Below are 22,405 nucleotides of genomic sequence, written 5' to 3'. Positions count from 1 at the left end.
GGCGCGCACGCCGTCCGGCGCACGCGTCAGCGATCAGGCGCTTGCGCGCCCCTCAGACCTCGGTTCGAGGCGGATGGTCGGGAGGTTTGGCGCCGAGGCCGTCGTGCCGGCGATCATCATGCGCGCCGAACCGGCTCTTCAGCGGATGGCGCTCGATCAGTGACGCCACCCCCGCAGGGACGGACAGCGGGACGCTCAGCATGCACAGCGCGACGAACGGACAATCGTCGCAGGCCTTGTTCTTGCTCTGGTCCGGACAGCACGGCATGTCGTCGGACATCGCCTGCATGTCGTCAGACATCGCCGGCATCGCCCCCATTGCGGCATCCGGCGCCATCCTGGCAAACGCCGGCGCCACGGGCGCGAGCAAGAGCCCGGCCGCGACGAACAGCAAAATCCAGAGATTGGCCAGCCGCCTGAGGTGCATGGTTCCTTGTCGCACGTCATGTGGCCTGGCGCAAAGCCGCCCGAAATCACGATTTCGCCACCGGAATGACCGGGACCGGGTTGCCCGCCGCGCCAGCTTCAGTTGTTTCCGGTTGCACCTTTGGCTGCTTTCACAGGCGAACCAAACCAACACCCGTCATCCTGAGGTGCTCGCCAAGCGGCGCAAGTGCGCCGCTTGGCGAGCCTCGAAGGATGAATCGGCCACCAGCCGGGCCGTGCATCCTTCGAGGCTCGCAAGAGCTCGCACCTCAGGATGACGGGTCTCACAGGCGGGCTGTTGGAAAAGTGAATCACATGCCGCGTCACTGCCAGCGAAGCGAAGCAATGACGGGGAAGCAGCGGTGCGGCGCCCTACAGCCCGGTATACCCGGCCTTCACATGGTCGGTGCTGCCGTCGAGCTGGCGCAGATAGGTCAGGCCGCACACGGTCAGCCGGTGCGTGTCGGTCTCGCCGGCCTCGACCAGCGTCCGCACATATTCCGTCACCTTGGCGCGCGCCTCGTCGCTGGCGGCAGCCGTGCGGTTGAGCAGCAGATCATAGGTCTGCATGATGCGATCGATAGCGGCTTCCATGACGTCTCCGGGGGAACTGACGCTCAGGCGACGACCAGCGTCTCGGCCTCGAACTTCGCGATCGCCTTGTTGGCGAGGCGGAGCCGGTTCATCTCACCGTGCTGGAACATCTTGACGATGATGCCGAGCAGGCGCTCGTTGGTGGCGAAGGTGTCGGGTATCGCACCGGATTTGCGGAGGTAATTCGAGGCGATCGCGTAGGCATCGCCCACCACCTCGACATTCACCACCTCGATCCCGCGCTCCAGCAACATATCCTGCGTCTCCATCAGAGCGTTTTCCAGCGAAGTGGTTCGCGTGAAGAAAACGCGTCCAAACAAGAACAGAAGAGCATGATGCGAACCCATCATGCTCGACCGGGAGATAAGCCGCCGGGAGCCCCTTGGTTCCTGCGCGAGAGTATTTTTTCGCAGGCGCAGCATGACAAAGCGCACCGGCCGGGCATGGCCGATGCGCTGTCTGGAGATTGGCTGCCGGTCTTCTGGTCGGCCGGCTTGGGCCATCAGGCGAAGAAAGTCGGGTTTCAGAGGCGATACAGGATCTGGTCGGTCCAGAACCGCTCGAGGCGGTGCAGCGACTTGTTGAGGCTGGCGAACTCCTCGTTCGAGATGCCGCCGACCTGCTCGACCGTCTTGACGTGCTTCTGATAGAGCGCGTCGACGATGCGGCGGACTTCCTGGCCCTGCGCGGTCAGACGGATGCGGACCGAGCGGCGATCGACGCGCGAGCGCTGGTGATCGAGGAAGCCGAGCTCGACGAGCTTCTTCAGATTGTAGGAGACGTTGGAACCGAGATAGTAGCCGCGGGTGCGCAGCTCGCCGGCGGTCAGCTCCTTGTCGCCGATGTTGTACAGCAGCAGTGCCTGCACCGAGTTGATGTCGGCGCGGCCGCGGCGGTCGAATTCGTCCTTGATGACGTCGAGCAGCCGGCGATGCAGCCGCTCCACCAAAGTCAGTGCTTCCAGATAGAGCGGCTGCACCGGCGATTGACCGGCAGCGCGATCAGCGGCATCCACCGCCGTTGTCGCAACGGCTTTCATCATGACACTTCCCCTGTTTGTCGTTTTTATCGACTTTATTCGACGAAACTTGTGTCCCGCCTGATAGCTGCAACTTAAGGGGGCCGTTTGAAGATCCGCTTAAATAAGACAATAAAGAGATCATGAATTTAAGACAGTGAATCGCGGATTAAGCCCATGGATCAAGGGCTTCTCGCAACATTTCATTGACGGTGGCAGGCCCTTTGTTCACGCTTCGTCTGCCCCTCTGTCACATTCGGATACAGCATCGTTTGAATTCGAAACGCTGGGGTAACGGGTGTGAGGGAACCCTTTACGGTGACCGGCGGGTTACCGGAAAATTCTTTGAAATTTTTTCGGGTCGCGCCGTGGCGCCCTGGCCGCGATGCGCGCGCGGGCGGCGTCCGGAACTGGCCTCCCCGCTGCCGCGGAAAGACCGGGTCACGCCGTCGACCAGCGCAAAGCCGGCTGGCACTTGCGCGCCGAGATCGAGAAAATCGGTCCCGACGGCGATTCCCGCAGAAGCGCGTGTTCCCGGGATGGAGTGTCGCAGGGTGCGCGGTCTGTGGCACCGACCTAGCCAGACCGGCCGGTCCTGTCTTCTCACTGCGCGCACGGACATGAAGATGCCGGCGGTTTCGCCGCGCTGTCGCCGCGAGGCCACACCGCGTTGCCTGGCTATGGCGGGCGTTCGCGCGCCGCCATCCACGCCAGCGCCAGATAGGCCGCGAGCATCACCGCCTCGAGCGCGACCACGGTGAGGCTGCCGCCATAGATGCCCGGAAACATCAGCTCGATGACCGCCATCGACACCACGGTCGTCAGCCACACCACGGCGCCCCACGGCGTCGCAAGCCAAAGGCCGACCGCGGCGACGAGCTCGATGACCGCGAAATAGATCGTCGCGGTCTGCCAAGCCATCGACTGGTTCTCAAACGCCTCCTCCTCGCCGCCGACGAAGCCGGTGACCTGGGCCCAGTGATAGAGGCCCTTGGCGATCGAGACGACGGCCATGATGCGCAGGAAGATGACGAGCCGCCGCGTCCACGCATTCTCATCCGGCTCGATACGGTCGGACGAGATCGCGCCGGGTGTGATGGCATTGTCCCGCGCAGCCTCGCGTGCCGAGGTGTCAGACATGCGAATCGCCGGATAGCGGCTGCAGTGAGGTCTTCATGGTGGCCAGTCTTGGCCCGCGGAGCCGGCAAAATCAATTGCCGTGACGGCAAATCAGGGGCCACCAGGGGCGCCATGACGGCACCCCTGACAGGTGCTAGAACTGGACTTATATCAGGTCCAGACCAGCCGTTTCCGGGGAGATAGAGACATGGCGATCAAATTCGGGCGCCCGATCGAATTGCGCGATGCGCCGCGCCGCCAGGCTGAAACCCTCGCCGCCCCGTCGCTCGACCTCACGATCCGCCTGCGCCGCAACCGCAAGACGGAGTGGGCCCGCCGCCTGGTGCGCGAGAACGTCTTGACCACCAACGACCTGATCTGGCCGATGTTCGTGGTCGACGGCCACAACACCCGCACGCCGGTCGCCTCGATGCCCGGCGTCGAACGGCTCACCGTCGACCAGATCGTGCGCGACGCCGAGCGCGCCGCGAAACTCAACATCCCCTGCATCGCGCTGTTCCCGTTCACCGAGCCGGCGCTGCGCGACGCGGAAGGCTCGGAGGCGCTCAACCCTGACAATCTGGTCTGCCAGTCGGTGCGCGCGATCAAGAAAGAATTTCCCGACATCGGCGTGCTCTGCGACGTCGCGCTGGATCCCTTCACCAGCCACGGCCATGACGGGCTGCTCGAAGACGGCAAGATCCTCAACGACGAGACGGTCGCGGTGCTGGTGAAGCAAGCGCTGACCCAGGCCGAGGCCGGCTGCGACGTGATCGCGCCGTCGGACATGATGGACGGCCGGATCGGCGCGATCCGCGATGCGCTCGACGACAACGGTTTTGGCGACGTGCAGATCATGTCGTATGCGGCCAAGTACGCCTCCGCGTTCTACGGCCCGTTCCGCGACGCGATCGGCTCCGCCAAGACGCTGACCGGCGACAAGCGCACCTATCAGATGGACAGCGCCAATTCCGACGAGGCGCTGCGCGAGGTCGAGCTCGACATCGCCGAAGGCGCCGACATGGTGATGGTGAAGCCGGGCATGCCTTATCTCGACATCGTCCGCCGCGTGAAGGACACCTTTGCGATGCCGACCTTCGTCTACCAGGTGTCCGGCGAGTACGCGATGATCGCGGGCGCCGCCGCCAATGGCTGGATCGACGGCGAACGCGCCATGATGGAGAGCCTGGTCGGCTTCAAGCGCGCCGGCGCCGACGGCATCTTGACCTATTTTGCGCCGCAGGCCGCCGAGAAGATCAGGGCCGAGAGCTGACGGTCTCTCCTCGTCACTGCGAGCGCAGCGAAGCAATCCATTTCTCGGCTCGGGGAAGCCTGGATTGCTTCGCGGAGCCTGTCATCCGGCGGCGCTTCGCGCCGACCGGTTGGCTCGCATTGACGAGATGGCGACATCACGGGCCGATCCGGCCGCCGAATCGCCGGAATATTTCGGCAAGTTGATGTTCGCCCCGGCTTGGCAGGCGAGCCTCCTGTTCCCATGTCCTGCGCGGGACCCGATTCGGAGGTTGGCGATGTCTTACGGCAATGACGGCGGCAGCACCTGGCGCAACGACGGCGGCGTTCCCCCGCATGCGTTCGATCCGATGACGCGGCCGGACCTGTTCCGCGGCGTGCTGACCCGGCGCCTGTTCGCCTTCCTGATCGACCTCGTGGTGCTTGCGATACCGGTGATCCTCGCCGTGGTCTTCATCTTCCTGCTCGGCTTCGTCACCTTCTTCCTGGGCTGGACCTTGTTCGGCCTGATCTCCCCGCTCTCGATCATCTGGGCCATCGTCTATTACGGCGCCTCGATCGGCGGGCAGCACTCGGCGACCATCGGCATGCGGATGATGGATCTGGAACTGCGCACCTGGTACGGCGCCCGCGGCTATTTCGTGCTCGGCGCCGTGCACGCGGTGCTGTTCTGGGTGACGATCTCGTTCCTGACGCCGCTGGTGCTCCTGGTCGGCCTGATCACCCGCCGCCGCCAGCTGCTGCACGACCTCGTGCTCGGAACAGTGGTTATCAACAGCTCGGTCCGGGCCCCGGCGGCGCCGGCCGCGCGGGCCTATTAGGCCCGCCTAAACCAATTGACCATTACCCTCGGGAGGGCGATGCTTACCCGGCTGCCTGTACTGTTTTGTTGCGGAGCCTGACGATCAGACGTGACCCAGCACTCGCGTGATACTCCCCAGTTCTATCTGACCGCGCCCTCCCCCTGCCCCTATCTGCCGGGCCGGCATGAGCGCAAGGTGTTTACGCATCTGGTCGGCGACAAAGCGGGCGATCTCAACGACTTATTGACCCATGGCGGCTTCCGCCGCAGCCAGTCAATCGCCTACCGCCCGGCCTGCGACCAGTGCCGGGCCTGCGTCTCGGTCCGGGTGATCGCCAACGAATTCCGCCCCTCCCGCAACTTCCGCAAGGTCCAGGCCCGCAACGCCGACATCATCGGCGAGCAGCGCAGCGCGGTGCCGACCTCGGAGCAATATTCGGTGTTCCGGGCCTATCTCGACCGCCGCCACCGCAACGGTGGCATGGCCGACATGACCGTGCTCGACTACGCGATGATGGTCGAGGACAGCCATGTCGAGACGAGGATCATCGAGTACCGCAAGCGCAACGTCGACAGCGCCATCACCGGCCGCGGCGACGAGCTGCTGGCGGTGGCGCTGACCGACGTGCTCAGCGACGGGCTGTCGATGGTCTATTCGTTCTTCGAGCCGTCGCAGGAGGCCCGCTCGCTCGGCACCTTCATGATCCTCGACCACATCGCCCGCGCCCGCCGCCAGGGCCTGCCCTACGTCTATCTCGGCTACTGGATCGAGGGCTCCAAGAAGATGGACTACAAGGGCCGCTTCCTGCCGCAGCAGCGGCTCGCCCCCAGCGGCTGGCTGCGCGTCGACGCCTCCAGCGAGGCGCTGGCGGAGCCGCAGGACTAAAGGGGCGAATGGCGAGTAGCCAATAGCGAATAGTCACGACCCCTATTCGCTACTCACTATTCGCTATTCGCCGTTTCAGCCGAAGAACGTATCGATCAAGAGCTTCACGTTCAGGATCACGATCACGCCGGCGACGATCCACGCCGCGGCGGCTACCGGCATAGGGATCGCGAACGCGCCCATCTTGCGCTTGTCGGAGACGAACCGCACCAGCGGGATCACCGCGAACGGCAGCTGCATCGACAGCACGACCTGGCTGAATACGAGGAGCTGCGCCGTGCCGCTGTCGCCATAGATCGCGGCGACCACCACCACCGGGACGATCGCGATGCCGCGGGTCAACAGCCGCTGCGCCCAGTTGGGCATCCGCAGGTCCAGAAAACCCTGCATCACGATCTGGCCCGCGAGTGTCGCAGTCACCGTCGAGTTGAGGCCGGAGGCCAGCAGCGCCACCGCGAACAGCGTCGAGGCGATGCCGAGCCCAAGCAGCGGCGACAGCAGCTCGAAGGCGCGGTCGATCTCGGCGACATCGGCATGGCCGGTCTTGTGGAAGGTCGCGGCGGCGACCACCAGGATCGCGGCGTTGATGAACAGCGCCAGCATCAGCGCGATGGTGGAGTCGGTGGTCGCCCATTTGATCGCGTCGCGCCGGCCCTCCTCGGTGCGCGGATAGGCGCGGGTCTGCACGATCGATGAGTGCAGATAGAGGTTATGCGGCATCACGGTGGCGCCGATAATGCCGATCGCGATGTACAGCATCTCCGGATTGGTGACGATCTGGCGCGACGGCACGAAGCCGCCGAGCACGGCGGCCACCGGCGGCGCCGCCGCTGTGATCTGCACCACGAAGCAGACCGCGATCACGATCAGGAGCGCGATCACGAAGGCTTCGAGGAAGCGGAAGCCGCGGTTCATCAAGAGCAGCAGCAGGAACGCATCGAGCGCCGCGAGTAGCGCGCCGCCGACCAGGGGAATGCCGAACAGCAGCTTGAGCGCGATCGCGGTGCCGATCACTTCCGCGAGGTCGCAGGCGATGATCGCCGCCTCGCAGGCCAGCCACAGCATGAAGTTGACCGGGCGCGAATAGGTCGCGCGGCAGGCCTGCGCCAGGTCGCGGTCGGTGGCGATGCCGAGCCGGGCGGCCAGCGCCTGCAGCAGGATCGCCATCAGGTTGGAGAGCAGGATGACCGACAGCAGCGTGTAGCCAAACTTGGAGCCGCCCGCGAGGTCGGTGGCCCAGTTGCCGGGGTCCATGTAGCCGACGGAGACCAGGTAGCCCGGCCCGGCGAAGGCCAGCAGCCGACGCCACCACAGCCCGCCGGTGGGTACCGCGACGGTCGAATTGACCTCGGGCAGGCTCTGGACATGCCCGGCGTCGCCCCGCCAGCCGGAGGCTGCCGGCAGGGCCGTGGAGAGGGCAACGGTGGGCATTTCAGGCGTACGAGCGTCCATACGGACAAGATGGCTGATCCACCCCGTTAATGCAACTCATTTGCAACTGCATCTAGGCTCACGATGCCGCTATCGCGGAACCCCTGCCCGACCGCCCTCGCCCGGACGACGACATCCCCGCGACCGAGGGGTCCACCGCAGCGGCCTGGAACCGACTGTTGTCCGCGCCGAGCTCCCCCGTCAGCGCCCACCGCAGCGGCTTCCATCCGCCGGATACCGCTCGACGACAAGTTGTTCGCGATCGACGATCCAACTTCATGGACCATTAGCACTGTCGCCCGACACATCTTGGTGTCGTTCAAGATGCCGGGATATGAGGCTCAACAACGAAACCAGTCGACGCCCATCGGCGACAAATACAGCGAGTGCTTTGCGCGCCACGGCGATTCCCATCACCGGTGTTCCCGCCTCCGGCGTGCTCGACGACAAGGAGCTTGACGAACTGGATCGCCTGCACCGCGACATCGCGGCGCGGCTTGAAAGGATCAAGTCACAACAATGAGTGTCATTGGCGATCTTCTGCTCGCCCCCGACGTACGGCCGTTCGCGATTGCGGCTGCGATCATGGTAACGCTCGGCGGTATCGAGCTGGTATCGATGCTGGTCGGTTTCTCGATCAGCGAACTGTTCGGCAAGGAGGTCGCCGCCGAGGGCGACAACCACGGAACCCTCGAGGGGCTGTTCCTCTGGGTCAATGCCGGGCATCTGCCGCTGCTGATCCTGCTCATCCTGGTGCTCGGCTACTTCTCGATTATCGGCTTCGTCACCCAGGCGTTCGCCCACGGCATCGGCCTGCCGGTGCCGGCCTGGGTCGCCGCGCTGGTTGCGCTGGTCTGGAGCCTGCCGCTGACCCGTGTCACCAGCCGCAAGATCGCGCGCATCATCCCGCGCGACGAGAGCTATGCGGTCGAGGAAACCGATTTCGTCGGTCATATCGGCGAAGTCACGGTCGGTCCGCTCGATCACGGGTTGCCCGGCCGGGTCCGTCTCAAGGATGTCTTCGGCAACTGGCACACCGTGCCGGCGCGCGCCGGTCCGGATTCCGAGGCGTTGCCGGTCGGCGCCAGCGTGCAGCTGGTCGATCGCGACGCCAAAAGTTTTGTCGCGATTGCCGCTCCCGCCGATCTCAGAGAACAACGACGATCTTCCAACAGGGCATAATCAAATGTGGGAACTTGCTGTACCCGTCCTCATTGCCGTCATCGCCATCCTCGTCATCGGCATCTTGTTCGCAAGGCTCTACAAGCGCTCGACGCGCGATGAGGCCTATGTCCGCACCGGCCTCGGCGGCCAGAAGGTGGTGCTCGACGGCGGCTCGGTGGTGCTGCCGATCTTCCATTCCACCGCCGCGGTGAACCTGAAGACGTTGCGGCTCGAAGTCGCGCGCGGCGGCCCGGACTCGCTGATCACCAAGGACCGCATGCGCGTCGACATCGGCGCCGAGTTCTACCTGCGCGTCAAGCCCGACTCGTCGTCGATTGCGCTCGCCGCACAGACGCTCGGCAACCGCACCAATGACGCGGCCGAGCTCCGTGAGCTGGTGGAAGCAAAATTCGTCGACGGCCTGCGCTCGGTCGCCGCGACCATGAACCTCGAGGAATTGCAGGAACAGCGCGCCACCTTCGTCAAGGCGGTGCAGGACGCCGTCGGCGCCGACATCCAGAACAACGGTCTCGAGCTGGAATCGGTGTCGCTGACGCGGCTCGACCAGAGCGACATCAAGCACTTCAACCCGACCAACTTCTTCGACGCCCACGGCCTGACCACGCTGACCCAAATCACGAAACAGCGCGAGCAGGAGCGTAACCAGATCGTCCGCACCACCGAGGTCAACATCGCGCAGCAGGACCTGGTGGCGCGGCAGACCACGCTGCAGATCGAAAGCACCAAGCGCGAGGCCGAGCTGGCGCAGCAGCGCGACATCGCCAACAAGACCGCGGCGATGCGGGCGCAGACCGCGCAGGTCGAGCAGACCGCGCTGCAGAACGAGGCCGAGTACCGCATCCAGCAGGAGCTCGCGGTCGCCAACAAGCAGACCGAGGCCAACCAAGCCCGCGACACCCGCAAGATCGAGGCCGATCTCGCGGTGAAGCGCCGCACCACCGAGATGGAGCGCGATCTGCAGATCGTGGCCCAGGAAGCCGCGATCGTCGTCGCCAACAAGAACAAGGAGCAGTCGGAGGCCCAGACCATCGCCGAGACCGCGCGCGCGGTTGCGATCGCGGCCGAGGAAAAGGTCACCACCGCCCGCGCCACCGAGGTCGCCGAGCGCGACAGGATCATCAACGTGATCGCCGCGCGCAAGGTCGCCGAAACCGACGCGATGCCGGTCACCGTGATGGCCGAGGCGGAGCGCCAGGCCGCCGCCAACAAGGCGGAAGCCACCAGCGTGCTCGCCAAGGCCGATGCGGCCGCCGCCACCACCCGCGCCGCCGGCGTCAAGGCGCTCGGCCAGGCCGAGGCCGAGGTCGCGACCATGAAGGCGGAAGCGCGCAACAAGCTGAGCGCGGACATGATCGCCTACGATCTCAACCTCGCCCGCATCAACGTGATCCCGAGCGCGCTCGCCGAGGCGGTCAAGCCGATCGAGAAGATCTCCGACATCAGGATCTTCGACACCGGCAGCATGCTCGGCCGCGGCGGCGCCAACGGTCATGCCAACGGCAATGGCGGCCTCGGGCTCGGCGACGGCCTCGCCGCGCAATTGCTGTCGGTCTCGGCGTTCAAGCCGATGATCGACAAGATCCTCTCCGAGGCCGGTTTCCCGACCGGGCCCGACGCGCTCACCAGCCTGACCAGCGCGCTGGCGCAACGGAAAGCCGAGGTCGCCGAGACGCCAGCAAGCGGCGACGGCAGCCAGCCGACGGCGCTGATCGGCACGATCACCGGGCAACTCGCGCCGGGTCCGAAACCGCAGTGACCGACTGATCGGTGTAAGGCGGTCCCCGTCTGACGGCAGATGCGCTTCACCTCTTCCGCGCGCGGGGGGAGCGTGGGCCGCCTCCGGCGGCCGCTTCTAGTTCAACTGTTAAACAGCTAACTCGGTGTCATCACCCGCGAAAGCGGGTGATCCAGTATTCCAGAGACGGCAGTGCTTGAGCCGAGAGGCCGCGGCGTACTGGATCGCCCGGTCCATGTGCGCAATTGCGCACAGGCCGGACGATGACAGTTGTGAGTGGGGATACAATTGCGCATTCTCGCGACATGAAACGGCCGGCCTCCGCCGCAAGCGCAAGGCTATCGCATAGGGCTATCGGCCACGCCCGATAGTCCGTCATACCCGGGCTTTGGGCAAAGGACGTCGCACGATTTCGGAATGATAGAAGATTACCACTGAGTTGCCCGACGTGTCAAGTCGCCGTTTCGAACGGACAGCCGCCGGCTACTTTGCATGGGGTTGTTTTTCGGCATTTTGGTTAGGCCGGGATCTGCCCCGGCCATGACGACAGCATTTGCTGGAAAGGCTGCCGAATTCCCGGCGGCTTATCCCTATGCCTTGTCGGAAAACGGGTGGGATCGGACGCCTTCCATCCGCACACTGTGGCCAGATCGAAATTTCCAGGGAATCTGCCATGTCGTCCGAGACGCTTCGCCTGCCCGCCACCTTCAATCGCCTGGCCTGGTCCAACCTCGCCGCGCAATCGGCCGAGCAGGTCGCGCTTGCGGCAGCTCCCATCGTCGCCGTGCTGCTGCTCGGGGTCGGCGAAGGCCAGACCGGCCTCTTGCAGACCGCGCTGACGCTGCCCTTCATCCTGTTCGCGATTCCCGCTGGCCTGCTCGCCGACCGGGTGTCGCGCCGCTGGGTGATGGCCGGTGCCGAGGCACTGCGCGCGGCGGCGCTGGCCGCGATCCTGCTGCTGCTCTGGCTCGGCCTGATGACCTTGCCGCTGCTTGCGCTGCTCGGCTTCGTCGCGGTCTGCGGCACGGTGGCCTACAGCGTTGCCGCGCCCGCGCTGGTCCCCTCGCTGGTGAACGCGCAACAGCTGCCGGCCGCGAATGCGCGGATCGAGCTGGCACGCACCGTCGCGTTCGCCAGCGGCCCCGCGCTCGGCGGCGTGCTGGTCGGCTGGGTCGGTGCCGCGCCGGCGTTCGGTTTTGCGGCGGCGCTGTCGGCGATCGCGGTGGTGCTGCTCGCGGGCATCTATGAGCCCGTACGGCAGCCGGCGCCGCAGCGCCATCCGCTGCAGGACATCAAGGAAGGCGCCGCCTTCGTGTTCCATCACGCGCTGCTGCGCCCGGTGTTCATCACCCAGTTCATCTTCAACACGGCGTCGTTCCTGCTGCTCGCCGTGTTCGTGCCCTACGCCGTGCGCCATCTCGGCCTCAGCGCCACCGGCGTCGGCACCGTGCTCGCGATGTACGGCGTCGGCATGGTGGTCGGCGCGCTGTTTGCGACCCGGGTGATGCAGCGGCTGGCATTCGGCACCGTGATCGGGCTCGGCCCGGTGACCGGTTTCGTCGCCGCGGCCGTGATGGCCCTGACCACCTGGATCCCGACGCCGCTGCTCGCGGGTCTCAGCTTCTTCCTGCTCGGCGTCGGCCCGATCCTGTGGGTGATCTCGACCACCACGCTGCGGCAGTCGGTGACGCCGCCCTCGCTGCTCGGCCGCGTCTCGGCGATCAACATCATGAGCTACGGCGCCCGCCCGCTCGGCTCCGCGCTCGGCGCCATCGTCGGCGGCCTCTACAGCGCCGAGGCCTGCCTCTATTTGGCCGCCGCGATCTTCGCCGCCCAGGCGCTCGTGATCCTGATCTCTCCAGCGGTGTCGCTGACGCGGCAGCCCGACATGGTCGGCGAACCGGCGCGGTGCTAGCCGACCGTCATTGCGAGCGCAGCGAAGCAATCCATTTCGCCACAAGCGGAGACATGGATTGCTTCGTTTCGCTCGCAATGACGGGGTGAGAGCCTAACCCGCCAAGTACCGCTCGTACTTGCCGCCGATGACCTCGTCGGCGGCCACCGCCGGATCGAGGGTGTACAAGTCCTGCGCATGGCCGATGCCGCGCAGCACGAAGCGGCCGGTGGAGACCAGGTAGTTGCGGCCGGCGTTATCGAGCCCGGTGCGGAAGGCGGTTGAGACCAGAAACTCGCGGTCGACCGAGTTGCACATCGAGGCGATCCGCGAGACCTCGTTGACCGCGGGGCCGACCACCGTGAAATCCAGCCGGTCCTCGCTGCCGATATTGCCGTAAAACACCTCGCCGATGTGGAGGCCGACATAGGCCGTCGTGGTCGGCCGCCCCTCATTCTCGCGGCGATCGTTCAGCACCCGGATGTTGTGGCGGAAGCGGTGCTCGGCGCGCAGCGCCGCCCGCTTGGCGACGGCCATGTTCTCGTTGGTGAACATCGCCAGCACGCCGTCGCCGATCAGCTTGAGCACCTCGCCGCCGGCGTCGTGGATCGCGTCGATCGAGGCCTGCGCATAGTCGTTGAGGAACGGGATGATCTCGTCCGGCCCGATGCGCGCGCTGATCGCGGTCGAGCCGCGCACGTCGGAGTACCACAGCACGGCCTTGATCTTCTCGGTGACGCCGCGCTGCATGCGCCCGCGCAGTACCTGCTCGGCGGTGTCGCGGCCGAGATAGACCCGGCCCAGCGTGCGGGCGATCTCGACCTGCGCCGCCGATTTGATCGCGAGCCCGAGCACCGGCACGAGGTCGCGCAGCGCGGCCATATGGTGCTCGTCGAAGCCATCCGAATGGCGCGTGGTGTAATAGGAATAGAAGCAGTCCATCTCCCCGATCGTGCCGGCCTCGCCGAACCGATGCACGAAAGCGGCAAAATGTTTGTGGCCCTTCTCGGCAAGCTCGCCGATCATCGAGAAATCGTGCGAGGGGTCGGCGAGATCGATCACCATCTCCTCATGCCCGTTTTCGAGCATGTGATAGAAGGCCGACCGCCGCCAGGTCTGGTTGGCCTCGCCGGTGCTGGTCGAGCCATATTCGAAGGCATCGGACTCGTTGCTCTCGCCGTCATTCCAGCGGAAGCCGCGGCCCTCGAAGATCGGATGCAGGGTGTCGATGAACACGATGGCGCGCGACAGCGGCATGCCGGCGGCCCGGCAGCGCTCGCAGAAGCCGCGTAACAGGTCGTTTTCCGGCAGGCCCATCAGTCCCTGACGGACCAGCCAATTCGAGAGGCGCAAACGGGGCGTCAGTTCCATGAGCGGAGTATGCCGGGCAATTGGTGCGGGAGGAAGGGTTGGTCCGTCTGCCAAGGAACTTGCCAAGAGATTACCTAGGCATGCCGTGGCGACGGTCCCTTACAGATGCGGACGCGCATATGGCATTGCAAGACCGGCCATTGCCGCCCTTTCGCGCAGCACAGGCCCACCGAATGGCGGCGATTCTGCTTTCCTTTGGCCCGGCCTTCGCGCACAAAACGGCATGGATAACGATCCCGGCCCCGACAACCCGATCCGACGCGCCGTGCAATGGGCAATCACCCCACCGCAATCCTATGCGGTCTACCTCGTCGCCCTGATCCTGGTCTTCACCCTGTCGTTCTACGCCGGCACGCAGAAGCCCAAGCACGCGCCAGCCCCGGCGCCGGCCGCCGCACCATCAGCGCCACGCAACTAGCCGGTCTGCTCGTCCCGCTCAATGCGCATGCTGTTCGTGATCGGGGCAGAGCTGGACCTCAACGGTGATGTGGCTGAGGCCGCGCAGGCCGCCGAGCCGGCGCTTGTAGGTCGCCGGCGGCAGCGGGTGATCCGACAGCACCGAGATGACGGCGGCGCGATGGCCGGGGCCGACCTGCCACAGATGCAGGTCGGTGATGCGGTCGCCCTTGGTCTCGATGCGCTCGCGAATGGTGGTCTCCAGCGCTTCGTCGGCGTTGACGTCGAGCAGCACGGCACCGGCGGCGCGGATAAGGCCGTACGCCCAGCTCGCGATCACAAGGCTGCCGACGATGCCGACCAGCGGGTCGGCCCAAGCCCAGTTGACGGACATCCCGACCACAAGCGCAGCAATCGCCAGGATCGAGGTGGCGGCGTCGGCCAGCACGTGGACATAGGCGGCCCGCAGGTTGTTGTCGTGGTGATGGTGGTGATGATCGTGCGCATGATCATGACCGTGCCCGTGACCGTGATGATGGTGATCATGGTCGTCACGCAGCAGCCAGGCGCTGCCGAGATTGACGATAAGGCCGAGCGCCGCCACCGCGATCGCCTCGCTGTAGGCGATCGGCACCGGGTGCATCAGCCGGTCGATGCTTTCCCAAGCGACCTGGATCGCGATCATGGCCAGAATGATTGCGCTCGAGAAGGCGGCGAGATCGCCGAACTTGCCGGTGCCGAACGAAAAGCGTGCGTTGCGCGCCTGCCGCCGCGCCAGCAGGTAGGCAAGCCCTGCGATGCCGAGCGCGGCCGCGTGGGTCGCCATGTGCCAGCCGTCGGCCAGCAGCGCCATCGATCCGGACAGCCATCCCGCGACGATCTCGCCGACCATCATCGCGGCGGTCAGGCCGACCACGATCCAGGTGCGGCGCTCGTTACGGGCATGCGCGCCGCCGAGGAAGACGTGATCATGGGTCCATTGGTCGATCGAATGCGAGTGCATGAAAAGTCTCCGGAACGTCACTCAAGGGCGCCGCGTCGCGCGCATACTAGACCATTTCGGCCGGCGCCAGCCGGCAGGTTTCGCTGCTGATCTCGACCTGCAGCGTAGCATGATGGATGCTGAACCGCGCGGAAAGCTCGGCGCAGACCTGATGCAGGAAGACATCGTCATGGCCGCCGGGGCGGACCAGATGCGCGGTCAGCGCGGTTTCGCTCGTGCTCATCGCCCAGATGTGCAGATCGTGAACCTCGGTAACGCCCTCGACGGTCACGAGGTAGTCTCTCACCTGCTTGAGATCAATGCCCTTCGGCACCGCATCGAGGGCGAGATTGACGCTGTCGCGGGCGAGCTCCCAGCCGCTCAGCAGCACGACCACGGCGATGACGAGGCTGATCGCAGGATCGAGCCATTGCCAGCCGGTCGCCATGATCAGGAGCGCGGCGACGACCACGCCGAGCGAGACGCCGGCATCCGCCGCCATATGCAGATAGGCGCCGCGGACGTTGAGGTCGGTATCGCGGCCGCGCATGAACAGCAGCGCCGTGCCGCCATTGATCAGAATGCCGAGCGCGGCGACCCAGACCACGGTCCAGCTCGCGACCTCGGCCGGCTCGCGCAAGCGGTTGATCGCCTCGACCGCGATGCCGCCGACAGCGATCAGGAGCAGCCCGGCATTGAACAGCGCGGCCAGGATCGAGGCGCGGCGATAGCCGTAGGTGTGAGTATCGGTCGGCCGCTTGCCCGCCAGCCACGCCCCGCCCCAGGCGAGCAGCAGCGCGATCACGTCGGAGAAATTGTGAACGGCGTCGGAGACCAGCGCCAGCGAGTTGGCGGCATAGCCGAAGATCAGTTCCGCGATCACCAACGCCGCGTTCAGCGAGGCGCCGATCGCAAACGCCATGCCAAAGCTGTCGGGCGCGTGGCTGTGCCCGGCATGGGAATGATCGTCGGAATGATCGTGATGGTCGTGGTCGTGATTGTGCGCCATGGCAACTGTCGCCCGATGTCGTCGGCGACAATTATAGCGCGGTGAGATGTGGATACTATCACACCGTGCCTGAAGAACGCGTAGCCCGATGGAGCGAAGCGCAATCCGGGGGCTTTGCTCTACGGAGAAAGTGTCCCGGATTTCGCTGCGCTCCATCCGGGCTACACGCTACTCCACGCCGCGGTTGAACTTGTTCGAGGTCGGCAGGCCATGGGCGAGCCGGCCGGCGTCGGCGCGACTGCCGCGCCAGTCGGCCAATTCCTTCATGGTCATGCTGCGCTCGCGGCCGGCGGAATCCTTCCAGGTCAGGCCGGTCTTGGAGTCGAACACCGCGACGTCGGACAGCGTGGCGCTGGTGTATTTCTGCAGGCGCACGCCGCGACCGCGGGCCATCTCCGGCACCTGGTCGAGGCCGAACAGCACCATCTTGTGATTGCTGCCGATCACGGCGATGGTGTCGCCCGATACGGTCGCGATCGCGCGGGCTTCGTTCGGCATCTCGACATTGAGCACCTGCTTGCCCTTGCGGGTGTTGCTGACACAGTCCTCTTCCTTGACGACAAAGCCCTGGCCTTCGCTGCTCGCGATCAGGAACTTGCGCTCGCCCTTGTTGACGAACAGCGAGACGATCGCGGCGTCCTGCTCGAGGTCGATGAACATGCGGATCGGCTCGCCGTGGCCGCGGCCGCCCGGCAGTTTGGCGACGTCGAGCGAGTAGAACTTGCCGTTGGTGGCGAACAGCAGCAGCTTCGAGGTGGTCTCGGCGAAGAACCAATGCTCGAGCTTGTCGTCGGTCTTGAAGGCCAGCCCCGAGAGATCCTCGACATGCCCCTTCAGCGTCCGCACCCAGCCCTTCTCGGACACCACGACAGTGCACGGCTCGCGCTCGACGAACGCCTCCTCGATCGCGGCGAGATCATGCTCGGGCGCGTCGGCGAAGGTGGTGCGGCGCTTGCCGAGCGGGGTCTTCGGCCCGAAGATGTCGCGGACCTTGGTGACCTGCTCGCCGACCTTGGCCCATTGCTGCGCCTCCGAGCCGAGCAGACCCTCGATGCCCTTCAGCTCCTTGCGCAAATCCTCATCCTCTTTGCGGATTTGCATCTCGTCCAGCCGGCGCAAATTGCGCAGGCGCATATTGAGGATAGCTTCCGCCTGGATGTCCGAGAGCTTGAAGGTCTTCATCAAGACCGGCTTCGGCTCGTCCTCGGTGCGGATGATCTTGATCACCTTGTCGACGTTCAGATAGGCGATCAGCTGGCCGCCGAGGATTTCCAGCCGGTGCTCGATCTCGCCCTTGCGGAAGTTGGTTCGACGGATCAGCACGTCGCGCAGATGGTCGAGCCATTCGCGCAGGCATTCGGCGAGGCCGATCACCTTGGGGATGCGGCCCTGCACCAGCACGTTGAGGTTCAGCGAGATCTTGCTTTCCAGCTCGGTCAGCCGGAACAGCGACTCCATCATCAGCGCCGGATCGACGGCGCGCGATTTCGGCTCGATGACGAGGCGGATGTCGCCCGCTGATTCATCCCTGGCCTCAGCGACCAGCGGCAGCTTCTTCTGCTCGAGCAGCTCGGCGATCTTCTCGACCAGCCGCGACTTCTGCACCAGCCACGGGATCTCGGTGACGACGACCACCCAGGTGCCGCGGGCGCCCTCTTCCACTGACCAGCGCGCGCGGGTGCGGAACGAACCACGCCCCGTGGTGTAGGCCTCGATGATCGCTTCCTTGGAATCGACGATGATGCCACCGGTCGGAAAGTCCGGACCCTTGACCCAGCGCAGCAGCGTCTTCGACTTGGCGTCGGGCTTCTCGATCAGGTGCAGCGCGGCGTCGCAGAGCTCGGCCACGTTGTGCGGCGGGATCGAGGTCGCCATGCCGACCGCGATGCCCTGGGCGCCGTTGGCGAGCAGGTTCGGGAAGCCGCCGGGCAGCACCACCGGCTCTCTCGACTGGCCGTCATAGTTGAGACGAAACTCGACGCCGTCCTCATCGATGCCGTCGAGCAGCAGCCGCGCGACCTCGGTCATGCGCGCTTCGGTGTAGCGGTAGGCGGCGGGGTTATCGCCGTCGATATTGCCGAAATTGCCCTGGCCGTCGACCAGCGGGTAGCGCGAGGAGAAATCCTGCGCCAGGCGCACCATCGCGTCATAGATCGCCTGGTCGCCATGCGGATGGAACGAGCCCATCACGTCGCCGACGATCTTGGCGGATTTCTTGAAGGCGGTGCCGGGGTCGAGCCGCAGCAGCCGCATGCCGTAGAGGATGCGCCGGTGCACCGGCTTCAGCCCGTCGCGGGCATCCGGCAGCGCGCGATGCATGATGGTCGAGAGCGCATAGGCGAGATAGCGCTCCTCGAGCGCATCACGCAGCGGCACCTCGTGAATTTCGGCCGGCTCTTCCGGCGGTTTCTGTCGTTTTCCCATGGGGAGGCGTTAAACCGTCGCGGTGAATCGGGCAAGCCGCGAATCACAGGGAATTTAGGCCGCGAATCAGCCCTGCGGAATGGCCGCGCGGGTCCGCCGCCTGGTGACAGCGTTGATAAATCCGTCGCGGGCGTCGGAATGGCCCTGCCCGCGCGGCTCCAGCACGTGGCGGAGCAGGAACAGGCCGGTGATCTCAAAGCCGTCGAGCAGGTCCTGCTCCGACCAGCTGTTGCTGGCGCCCTCGCCTTCGCGCAGGAACGCCGGCAAGGGCAGCAACCGGTCGGCCCATGGCTCGCCGGCCGCGCGCGACACCGCACCGCCGGATTTCGGCGAGACGTACACGAGGTCGGTGGTCGAGCCCGTCGCCGCACAGTTTTCCAGGTCGAGGCCGAAGCCGAGCTCGGCCAGCATCGCCAGCTCGAACCGGATCAGATGCACCGCGGCGGTGCCGGCGTCGTCGAAATCGTCGAGAATCCACTGCACCATCTGGTAGATCTCTTCATGCGGATCGCGCTCCGGCAATAGCCGCGCCAGCGCCGCCAGATGGGTCACGCCGTAGACCGCATGCGACGAAGCGAGCAGCGTCGCTGCGCGCAGTTTTGTGCCCTCCACGGTGTACATGCCGAGATGCTCGTCGAGCCGCGCCCGCCACACCGCGGTGACGCTGTTGCCGGGCTGCAGCAGCGGCCGCATCCGCGAGCTGGCGCCGCCGCGTACCAGACCGAGATGGCGGCCGTGCTCGCGCGTCATCAGCTCGACGATGGCGGAGGATTCGCCATGCCGCCGCACGCCCAGCACGATGCCTTCGTCGGTCCATTCCATGAAAGAGAGATTACAGGATTTCAGTTGCCTCCGCAGTCGTCATTCCGGGGCGATGCGTTAGCATCGAACCCGGAATCTCGAGATTCCGGGTCTGGTCCTTCGGACCATCCCGGAATGACGGCTGGGGCTACGCGTTAAACCAGCCCTGCGCGTCGCCGGTGAAGGAGTAGTACAGCCCGGCCGTGGTCAGGATGCAGGACACCACCTCGATGCCGCTGTCGAGCTCGACGCCGCGATCCCCGATCACCTGCACCAGCGAGATCGCCGACAGCACCAGCGCGGCAACCAGCGCCCAGCGCGGCCAGTTCTTGCGGTGCCGCGCGGCCAAATAGACGAAATACATCAGCAGCACGATCATGCAGCCCGCCATCAGCGTCGCCACCATGATCATCTGCTCGGTCATCTCGCTGCGTGCCGTGCGATCCGTGAACGCCACCGACAGCGCGTCCAGCGTCAGCGAGGCGTAGAGCAGCACTTCAAACCAAAGCACGTTTCTGGGCACGCTCATTGCAAACGCCAGCTCTCATTCCTTGGGGAATTCCAGGCCCATCTCGCGGTAACGGTCGGGGTCGTCGCCCCAGTTCTCGCGCACCTTGACGAACAGGAACAGATGCACCGGCACGCCCATGATCTCGGCGAGTTCGGTGCGCGCCTGCGCGCCGATCGACTTGATGGTGGCGCCGCCCTTGCCGAGCACGATCTTGCGCTGGCTCTCGCGCTCGACATAGATCGTCTGCTCGATCCGGATCGACTTGTCCTTGCGGTCGGTCCAGCTGTCGGTCTCAACCGTCGACTGATACGGCAGTTCCTGATGCAGATGGCTGTAGATCTTCTCGCGGGTGATCTCGGCCGCCAGATGCCGCATCGGCGCATCCGACATCTGGTCCTCGGGATAGAGGAACGGCCCCTCCGGCACCATCTGCGCCAGCGTCCGCCGCAGATCGTCGACGCCGTCGCCCGACAGCGCCGAGATCATGAAGGTGTGCTCGAAGCGCATCCGCTCATTGGCCGCCTGCGCCAGCGCCAGCAGTTTTTCCCGCTGAACCAGGTCGACCTTGTTCAGCACCAGGATCTTCGGATGCGCGACCGATTCGAGCTTGGCCAGGATCGCCTGCGCCTCCTCGTCGATCCCGGCCTTGGCATCGAGCAGCACGCAGACGAGATCGGCATCGTGGGCGCCGCTCCAGGCGGTCGACACCATGGCGCGGTCGAGCCGCCGCCGCGGCGCGAAGATGCCGGGCGTATCGACCAGGATGATCTGGGCATTGCCCTCGATCACGATGCCGCGGATCAGCGCGCGGGTGGTCTGCACCTTGCGCGAGACGATCGTGACCTTGGAGCCGACCAGCGCGTTGACCAGCGTCGACTTGCCGACATTGGGGGCGCCGATCAGCGCGACGAAGCCGCAGCGGGTCGCGGCAGGCTGCGCGTTGGCCTCGTCAGTCATGGGTGCCGACGCCTTCCCGCTCGATCATCACCGATGCCGCGGCCTTCTCGGCGGCGCGCTTGTTGCCGCCGAGGCCTTCGGCGGAGGGCAGTCCGGGCAAATCGACGGCGACGCGGAATTGCGGATCGTGGTGCGGACCGGTGCGCTCGACCTCGCGATAGACTGGTGTCGGCAATCCCTTGCCCTGCGCCCATTCCTGCAGCACGGTCTTGGGATCGCGCAGCGGCCGGCGCGGCTTGTTCATCCGCTCGGTCCAGTTGCGCTCGACGAACTGGCGCGCGGCCTCGACACCGCCGTCGAGATAGATCGCGCCGATCACCGCCTCGCAGATGTCGCCGAGCACGGATTTGCGCAGCCGCGCGCCCTCGACCGCCTTCACCATGCCGAGCTTGATGTCGTCGACCAGCCCGAGCGACTTGGCGACGTCGGCGCAGCTCTCCTTGCGCACGAGATCGGCGAGCCGCTTCGACAATTCGCCCTCGTCCGCCTTCGGGAATGCCCGGAACAGCATGTCGGAGACGATCAGCCCGAGCACGTGGTCGCCGAGAAATTCCAGCCGCTGGTAGCTGTCGGCGCGGTTGCGGCTGGCCGGCTTGAGCGCCGAGACGTGGGTGAACGCGGTGGTGAGCAGCACCGGATTGGAGAACGCGTAGCCGATGCGCGCCTCGGTGCCCGCGATCGCGGCCTTCTCAACCGCGGCCTTGGCAGCCTTGCTGCGCCGCTTCTTCGGCGCGGCCGTGCTCGTCGTCGCGGCAGGCGTCTGGCTCGGCTCGCCCGGCGGCGGTTGATCCGTGATGGCTGGCGTCTCGTCGTTCATCGCACGATTGAGAATAGACGATGCCACCGCACCGTGAACGGCCAGCGCCAGAACATCCAGGCCTGCTCGCCCTCGGCGACCGAGAAGAAGATCATCTGGGCGCGGCCGATGATGTTTTCGAACGGCACATAGCCGACCTGCGAGAGGAAGCGGCTGTCGGTTGAGTTGTCGCGGTTATCGCCCATCATGAAGAAATTGCCGGGCGGCACGGTGTAGACGTTGGTGTTGTCCATATAGCTGTTGTCGGTGCAGTCGAGCGTGTCATAGCTGACGCCGTTCGGCAGCGTCTCCTTCCAGCGCTTGACCCGCGAGGTGGCGTCCGCCGAGCCGCAAGGGTCCTCGCCGACATAGTCGCTCAACCGCTCGCGCTTGACCGGCTCGTCGTTGATGTAGAGCATCCCGTGCCTGACCTCGATGCGGTCGCCGGGCAACCCGACCACGCGCTTGATGTAGTCGGTGGAGTCATCCCGCGGCAGCCGGAACACCACGATATCGCCGCGGTTCGGCTCCGAGCCGAAAATGCGCCCCGAAAACAGGTTCGGCGAGAACGGGATCGAATAGTGGCTATAGCCGTAGGAATATTTCGAGACGAACAAATAGTCGCCGACCAGCAGCGTCGCCTTCATCGATCCCGAGGGGATGTTGAACGGCTGGAACAGAAAGGTCCGAATGACGAGCGCGATCAGAAGAGCGTGAATGACGACGCGGATGGTCTCGCCAAAGCCGCTTTCAGATTTGGTGCCGGTGGTCGCGCTCATTGCTTTCCCAATTCCCGCGGGCTCTGGCGCCCGCGCGG

The 22,405-nt window shown here is 65.5% G+C and carries 23 protein-coding genes; 8 read left to right on the top strand and 15 right to left on the bottom strand.

All coding sequences use genetic code 11. The features are described from left to right. Window positions 1–52: 52 nt before the first annotated feature. The 5 genes from CI41S_RS28870 to CI41S_RS28850 form a co-directional block, all read right to left on the bottom strand. Window positions 53–427 (bottom strand): hypothetical protein, encoded by a 375-nt coding sequence (locus CI41S_RS28870; protein ID WP_139862648.1) that lies wholly within the window; start codon window positions 425–427, stop codon window positions 53–55. A 371-nt stretch (window positions 428–798) separates the two neighbouring features. Next, the gene (locus CI41S_RS28865; protein ID WP_139483136.1) at window positions 799–1,020 is read right to left on the bottom strand and encodes a hypothetical protein; all 222 of its coding nucleotides are present in this window, start codon (window positions 1,018–1,020) and stop codon (window positions 799–801) included. A gap of 23 nt (window positions 1,021–1,043) precedes the next feature. Next, window positions 1,044–1,274, bottom strand: a complete 231-nt coding sequence (locus CI41S_RS28860) for a hypothetical protein (protein ID WP_139483387.1) — start codon at window positions 1,272–1,274, stop codon at window positions 1,044–1,046. Window positions 1,275–1,543: 269 nt separating this feature from the next. Then, window positions 1,544–2,062, bottom strand: a complete 519-nt coding sequence (gene ldtR, locus CI41S_RS28855; protein ID WP_139483135.1) for a transcriptional regulator LdtR — start codon at window positions 2,060–2,062, stop codon at window positions 1,544–1,546. 654 nt (window positions 2,063–2,716) lie between these two features. Further along, complete coding sequence (locus tag CI41S_RS28850) at window positions 2,717–3,178, bottom strand: DUF6163 family protein (protein ID WP_139483134.1); 462 nt, start codon at window positions 3,176–3,178, stop codon at window positions 2,717–2,719. A gap of 187 nt (window positions 3,179–3,365) precedes the next feature. Here CI41S_RS28850 and hemB point away from each other — a divergent pair, with 187 nt between their 5' ends. The 3 genes from hemB to CI41S_RS28835 all read left to right on the top strand — a co-directional run bounded on the left by hemB (window position 3,366) and on the right by CI41S_RS28835 (window position 6,096). Beyond that, window positions 3,366–4,430, top strand: coding sequence for a porphobilinogen synthase (gene hemB / locus CI41S_RS28845; protein ID WP_139483133.1), 1,065 nt, complete (start codon window positions 3,366–3,368; stop codon window positions 4,428–4,430). A gap of 256 nt (window positions 4,431–4,686) precedes the next feature. Further along, window positions 4,687–5,229, top strand: a complete 543-nt coding sequence (locus CI41S_RS28840) for an RDD family protein (RefSeq protein WP_139483132.1) — start codon at window positions 4,687–4,689, stop codon at window positions 5,227–5,229. 90 nt (window positions 5,230–5,319) lie between these two features. Further along, complete coding sequence (locus CI41S_RS28835) at window positions 5,320–6,096, top strand: arginyltransferase (RefSeq protein WP_139483131.1); 777 nt, start codon at window positions 5,320–5,322, stop codon at window positions 6,094–6,096. A 75-nt stretch (window positions 6,097–6,171) separates the two neighbouring features. Here CI41S_RS28835 and CI41S_RS28830 read toward each other — a convergent pair whose 3' ends face one another. Next, window positions 6,172–7,548, bottom strand: a complete 1,377-nt coding sequence (locus CI41S_RS28830) for an Nramp family divalent metal transporter (RefSeq protein ID WP_139862647.1) — start codon at window positions 7,546–7,548, stop codon at window positions 6,172–6,174. 313 nt (window positions 7,549–7,861) lie between these two features. On the opposite strand from CI41S_RS28830, the gene CI41S_RS28825 reads away from it, so the two are divergent. The 4 genes from CI41S_RS28825 to CI41S_RS28810 all read left to right on the top strand — a co-directional run bounded on the left by CI41S_RS28825 (window position 7,862) and on the right by CI41S_RS28810 (window position 12,362). Continuing rightward, window positions 7,862–8,050: a hypothetical protein gene (locus tag CI41S_RS28825; protein ID WP_175607165.1), complete on the top strand. Its 189-nt coding sequence runs from the start codon at window positions 7,862–7,864 to the stop codon at window positions 8,048–8,050. Then, window positions 8,047–8,709 (top strand): OB-fold-containig protein, encoded by a 663-nt coding sequence (locus CI41S_RS28820; RefSeq protein WP_139483129.1) that lies wholly within the window; start codon window positions 8,047–8,049, stop codon window positions 8,707–8,709. The genes CI41S_RS28825 and CI41S_RS28820 overlap by 4 nt, the downstream gene beginning before the upstream one ends. A 4-nt stretch (window positions 8,710–8,713) precedes the next feature. Continuing rightward, window positions 8,714–10,468, top strand: a complete 1,755-nt coding sequence (locus tag CI41S_RS28815) for a flotillin family protein (protein WP_139862646.1) — start codon at window positions 8,714–8,716, stop codon at window positions 10,466–10,468. Between the two features lie 652 nt (window positions 10,469–11,120). Then, window positions 11,121–12,362, top strand: coding sequence for an MFS transporter (locus tag CI41S_RS28810; protein WP_139862645.1), 1,242 nt, complete (start codon window positions 11,121–11,123; stop codon window positions 12,360–12,362). Between the two features lie 93 nt (window positions 12,363–12,455). Here CI41S_RS28810 and CI41S_RS28805 read toward each other — a convergent pair whose 3' ends face one another. Beyond that, the gene (locus CI41S_RS28805) at window positions 12,456–13,712 is read right to left on the bottom strand and encodes an adenylate/guanylate cyclase domain-containing protein (RefSeq protein WP_139862644.1); all 1,257 of its coding nucleotides are present in this window, start codon (window positions 13,710–13,712) and stop codon (window positions 12,456–12,458) included. Window positions 13,713–13,935: 223 nt separating this feature from the next. On the opposite strand from CI41S_RS28805, the gene CI41S_RS28800 reads away from it, so the two are divergent. After that, the gene (locus tag CI41S_RS28800) at window positions 13,936–14,130 is read left to right on the top strand and encodes a hypothetical protein (protein ID WP_139483125.1); all 195 of its coding nucleotides are present in this window, start codon (window positions 13,936–13,938) and stop codon (window positions 14,128–14,130) included. An 18-nt stretch (window positions 14,131–14,148) separates the two neighbouring features. On the opposite strand, the gene dmeF is transcribed toward CI41S_RS28800, so the two are convergent. From dmeF to lepB, 8 genes are all read right to left on the bottom strand, one after another. Then, window positions 14,149–15,111, bottom strand: coding sequence for a CDF family Co(II)/Ni(II) efflux transporter DmeF (dmeF, locus tag CI41S_RS28795; RefSeq protein ID WP_139862643.1), 963 nt, complete (start codon window positions 15,109–15,111; stop codon window positions 14,149–14,151). Window positions 15,112–15,157: 46 nt separating this feature from the next. Beyond that, window positions 15,158–16,099: a cation diffusion facilitator family transporter gene (locus tag CI41S_RS28790; RefSeq protein WP_139862642.1), complete on the bottom strand. Its 942-nt coding sequence runs from the start codon at window positions 16,097–16,099 to the stop codon at window positions 15,158–15,160. A gap of 168 nt (window positions 16,100–16,267) precedes the next feature. Next, window positions 16,268–18,523, bottom strand: a complete 2,256-nt coding sequence (parC, locus tag CI41S_RS28785) for a DNA topoisomerase IV subunit A (protein ID WP_139862641.1) — start codon at window positions 18,521–18,523, stop codon at window positions 16,268–16,270. A 66-nt stretch (window positions 18,524–18,589) separates the two neighbouring features. Further along, on the bottom strand, window positions 18,590–19,345 hold the full coding sequence (recO, locus tag CI41S_RS28780; protein WP_139483120.1) for a DNA repair protein RecO: 756 nt from the start codon (window positions 19,343–19,345) through the stop codon (window positions 18,590–18,592). A 127-nt stretch (window positions 19,346–19,472) separates the two neighbouring features. Further along, the gene (locus CI41S_RS28775; RefSeq protein WP_139862640.1) at window positions 19,473–19,853 is read right to left on the bottom strand and encodes a hypothetical protein; all 381 of its coding nucleotides are present in this window, start codon (window positions 19,851–19,853) and stop codon (window positions 19,473–19,475) included. A 15-nt stretch (window positions 19,854–19,868) separates the two neighbouring features. Further along, window positions 19,869–20,792: a GTPase Era gene (era, locus tag CI41S_RS28770; RefSeq protein ID WP_139483118.1), complete on the bottom strand. Its 924-nt coding sequence runs from the start codon at window positions 20,790–20,792 to the stop codon at window positions 19,869–19,871. Further along, window positions 20,785–21,609, bottom strand: a complete 825-nt coding sequence (rnc, locus tag CI41S_RS28765) for a ribonuclease III (RefSeq protein WP_139483117.1) — start codon at window positions 21,607–21,609, stop codon at window positions 20,785–20,787. Before rnc ends, era begins: the two co-directional genes overlap by 8 nt. Beyond that, the gene (lepB, locus tag CI41S_RS28760) at window positions 21,606–22,367 is read right to left on the bottom strand and encodes a signal peptidase I (RefSeq protein WP_139862639.1); all 762 of its coding nucleotides are present in this window, start codon (window positions 22,365–22,367) and stop codon (window positions 21,606–21,608) included. The genes rnc and lepB overlap by 4 nt, the downstream gene beginning before the upstream one ends. Window positions 22,368–22,405: the final 38 nt, after the last annotated feature.

This window comes from Bradyrhizobium ivorense (assembly GCF_900696085.1).
GTDB classification, from domain to species: Bacteria; Pseudomonadota; Alphaproteobacteria; order Rhizobiales; family Xanthobacteraceae; genus Bradyrhizobium; species Bradyrhizobium ivorense.
Note: the sequence above shows the minus strand (reverse complement) of the source record. Positions and strands in the feature narration are given on the sequence as shown.

What these genes read in the sequence shown, in the direction of transcription:
- CI41S_RS28825 (WP_175607165.1), top strand. Translation starts at nt 7,862, where the DNA reads ATGAGGCTCAACAACGAAACCAGTCGACGCCCATCGGCGACAAATACA.
- rnc (WP_139483117.1), bottom strand. Translation starts at nt 21,609, where the DNA reads ATGAACGACGAGACGCCAGCCATCACGGATCAACCGCCGCCGGGCGAG.
- hemB (WP_139483133.1), top strand. Translation starts at nt 3,366, where the DNA reads ATGGCGATCAAATTCGGGCGCCCGATCGAATTGCGCGATGCGCCGCGC.
- CI41S_RS28815 (WP_139862646.1), top strand. Translation starts at nt 8,714, where the DNA reads ATGTGGGAACTTGCTGTACCCGTCCTCATTGCCGTCATCGCCATCCTC.
- dmeF (WP_139862643.1), bottom strand. Translation starts at nt 15,111, where the DNA reads ATGCACTCGCATTCGATCGACCAATGGACCCATGATCACGTCTTCCTC.
- CI41S_RS28850 (WP_139483134.1), bottom strand. Translation starts at nt 3,178, where the DNA reads ATGTCTGACACCTCGGCACGCGAGGCTGCGCGGGACAATGCCATCACA.
- CI41S_RS28810 (WP_139862645.1), top strand. Translation starts at nt 11,121, where the DNA reads ATGTCGTCCGAGACGCTTCGCCTGCCCGCCACCTTCAATCGCCTGGCC.
- recO (WP_139483120.1), bottom strand. Translation starts at nt 19,345, where the DNA reads ATGGAATGGACCGACGAAGGCATCGTGCTGGGCGTGCGGCGGCATGGC.
- CI41S_RS28870 (WP_139862648.1), bottom strand. Translation starts at nt 427, where the DNA reads ATGCACCTCAGGCGGCTGGCCAATCTCTGGATTTTGCTGTTCGTCGCG.
- CI41S_RS28820 (WP_139483129.1), top strand. Translation starts at nt 8,047, where the DNA reads ATGAGTGTCATTGGCGATCTTCTGCTCGCCCCCGACGTACGGCCGTTC.
- CI41S_RS28805 (WP_139862644.1), bottom strand. Translation starts at nt 13,712, where the DNA reads ATGGAACTGACGCCCCGTTTGCGCCTCTCGAATTGGCTGGTCCGTCAG.
- CI41S_RS28860 (WP_139483387.1), bottom strand. Translation starts at nt 1,274, where the DNA reads ATGTTGCTGGAGCGCGGGATCGAGGTGGTGAATGTCGAGGTGGTGGGC.
- parC (WP_139862641.1), bottom strand. Translation starts at nt 18,523, where the DNA reads ATGGGAAAACGACAGAAACCGCCGGAAGAGCCGGCCGAAATTCACGAG.
- lepB (WP_139862639.1), bottom strand. Translation starts at nt 22,367, where the DNA reads ATGAGCGCGACCACCGGCACCAAATCTGAAAGCGGCTTTGGCGAGACC.
- CI41S_RS28775 (WP_139862640.1), bottom strand. Translation starts at nt 19,853, where the DNA reads ATGAGCGTGCCCAGAAACGTGCTTTGGTTTGAAGTGCTGCTCTACGCC.
- CI41S_RS28790 (WP_139862642.1), bottom strand. Translation starts at nt 16,099, where the DNA reads ATGGCGCACAATCACGACCACGACCATCACGATCATTCCGACGATCAT.
- CI41S_RS28865 (WP_139483136.1), bottom strand. Translation starts at nt 1,020, where the DNA reads ATGGAAGCCGCTATCGATCGCATCATGCAGACCTATGATCTGCTGCTC.
- CI41S_RS28830 (WP_139862647.1), bottom strand. Translation starts at nt 7,548, where the DNA reads ATGGACGCTCGTACGCCTGAAATGCCCACCGTTGCCCTCTCCACGGCC.
- CI41S_RS28840 (WP_139483132.1), top strand. Translation starts at nt 4,687, where the DNA reads ATGTCTTACGGCAATGACGGCGGCAGCACCTGGCGCAACGACGGCGGC.
- CI41S_RS28800 (WP_139483125.1), top strand. Translation starts at nt 13,936, where the DNA reads ATGGATAACGATCCCGGCCCCGACAACCCGATCCGACGCGCCGTGCAA.
- era (WP_139483118.1), bottom strand. Translation starts at nt 20,792, where the DNA reads ATGACTGACGAGGCCAACGCGCAGCCTGCCGCGACCCGCTGCGGCTTC.
- ldtR (WP_139483135.1), bottom strand. Translation starts at nt 2,062, where the DNA reads ATGATGAAAGCCGTTGCGACAACGGCGGTGGATGCCGCTGATCGCGCT.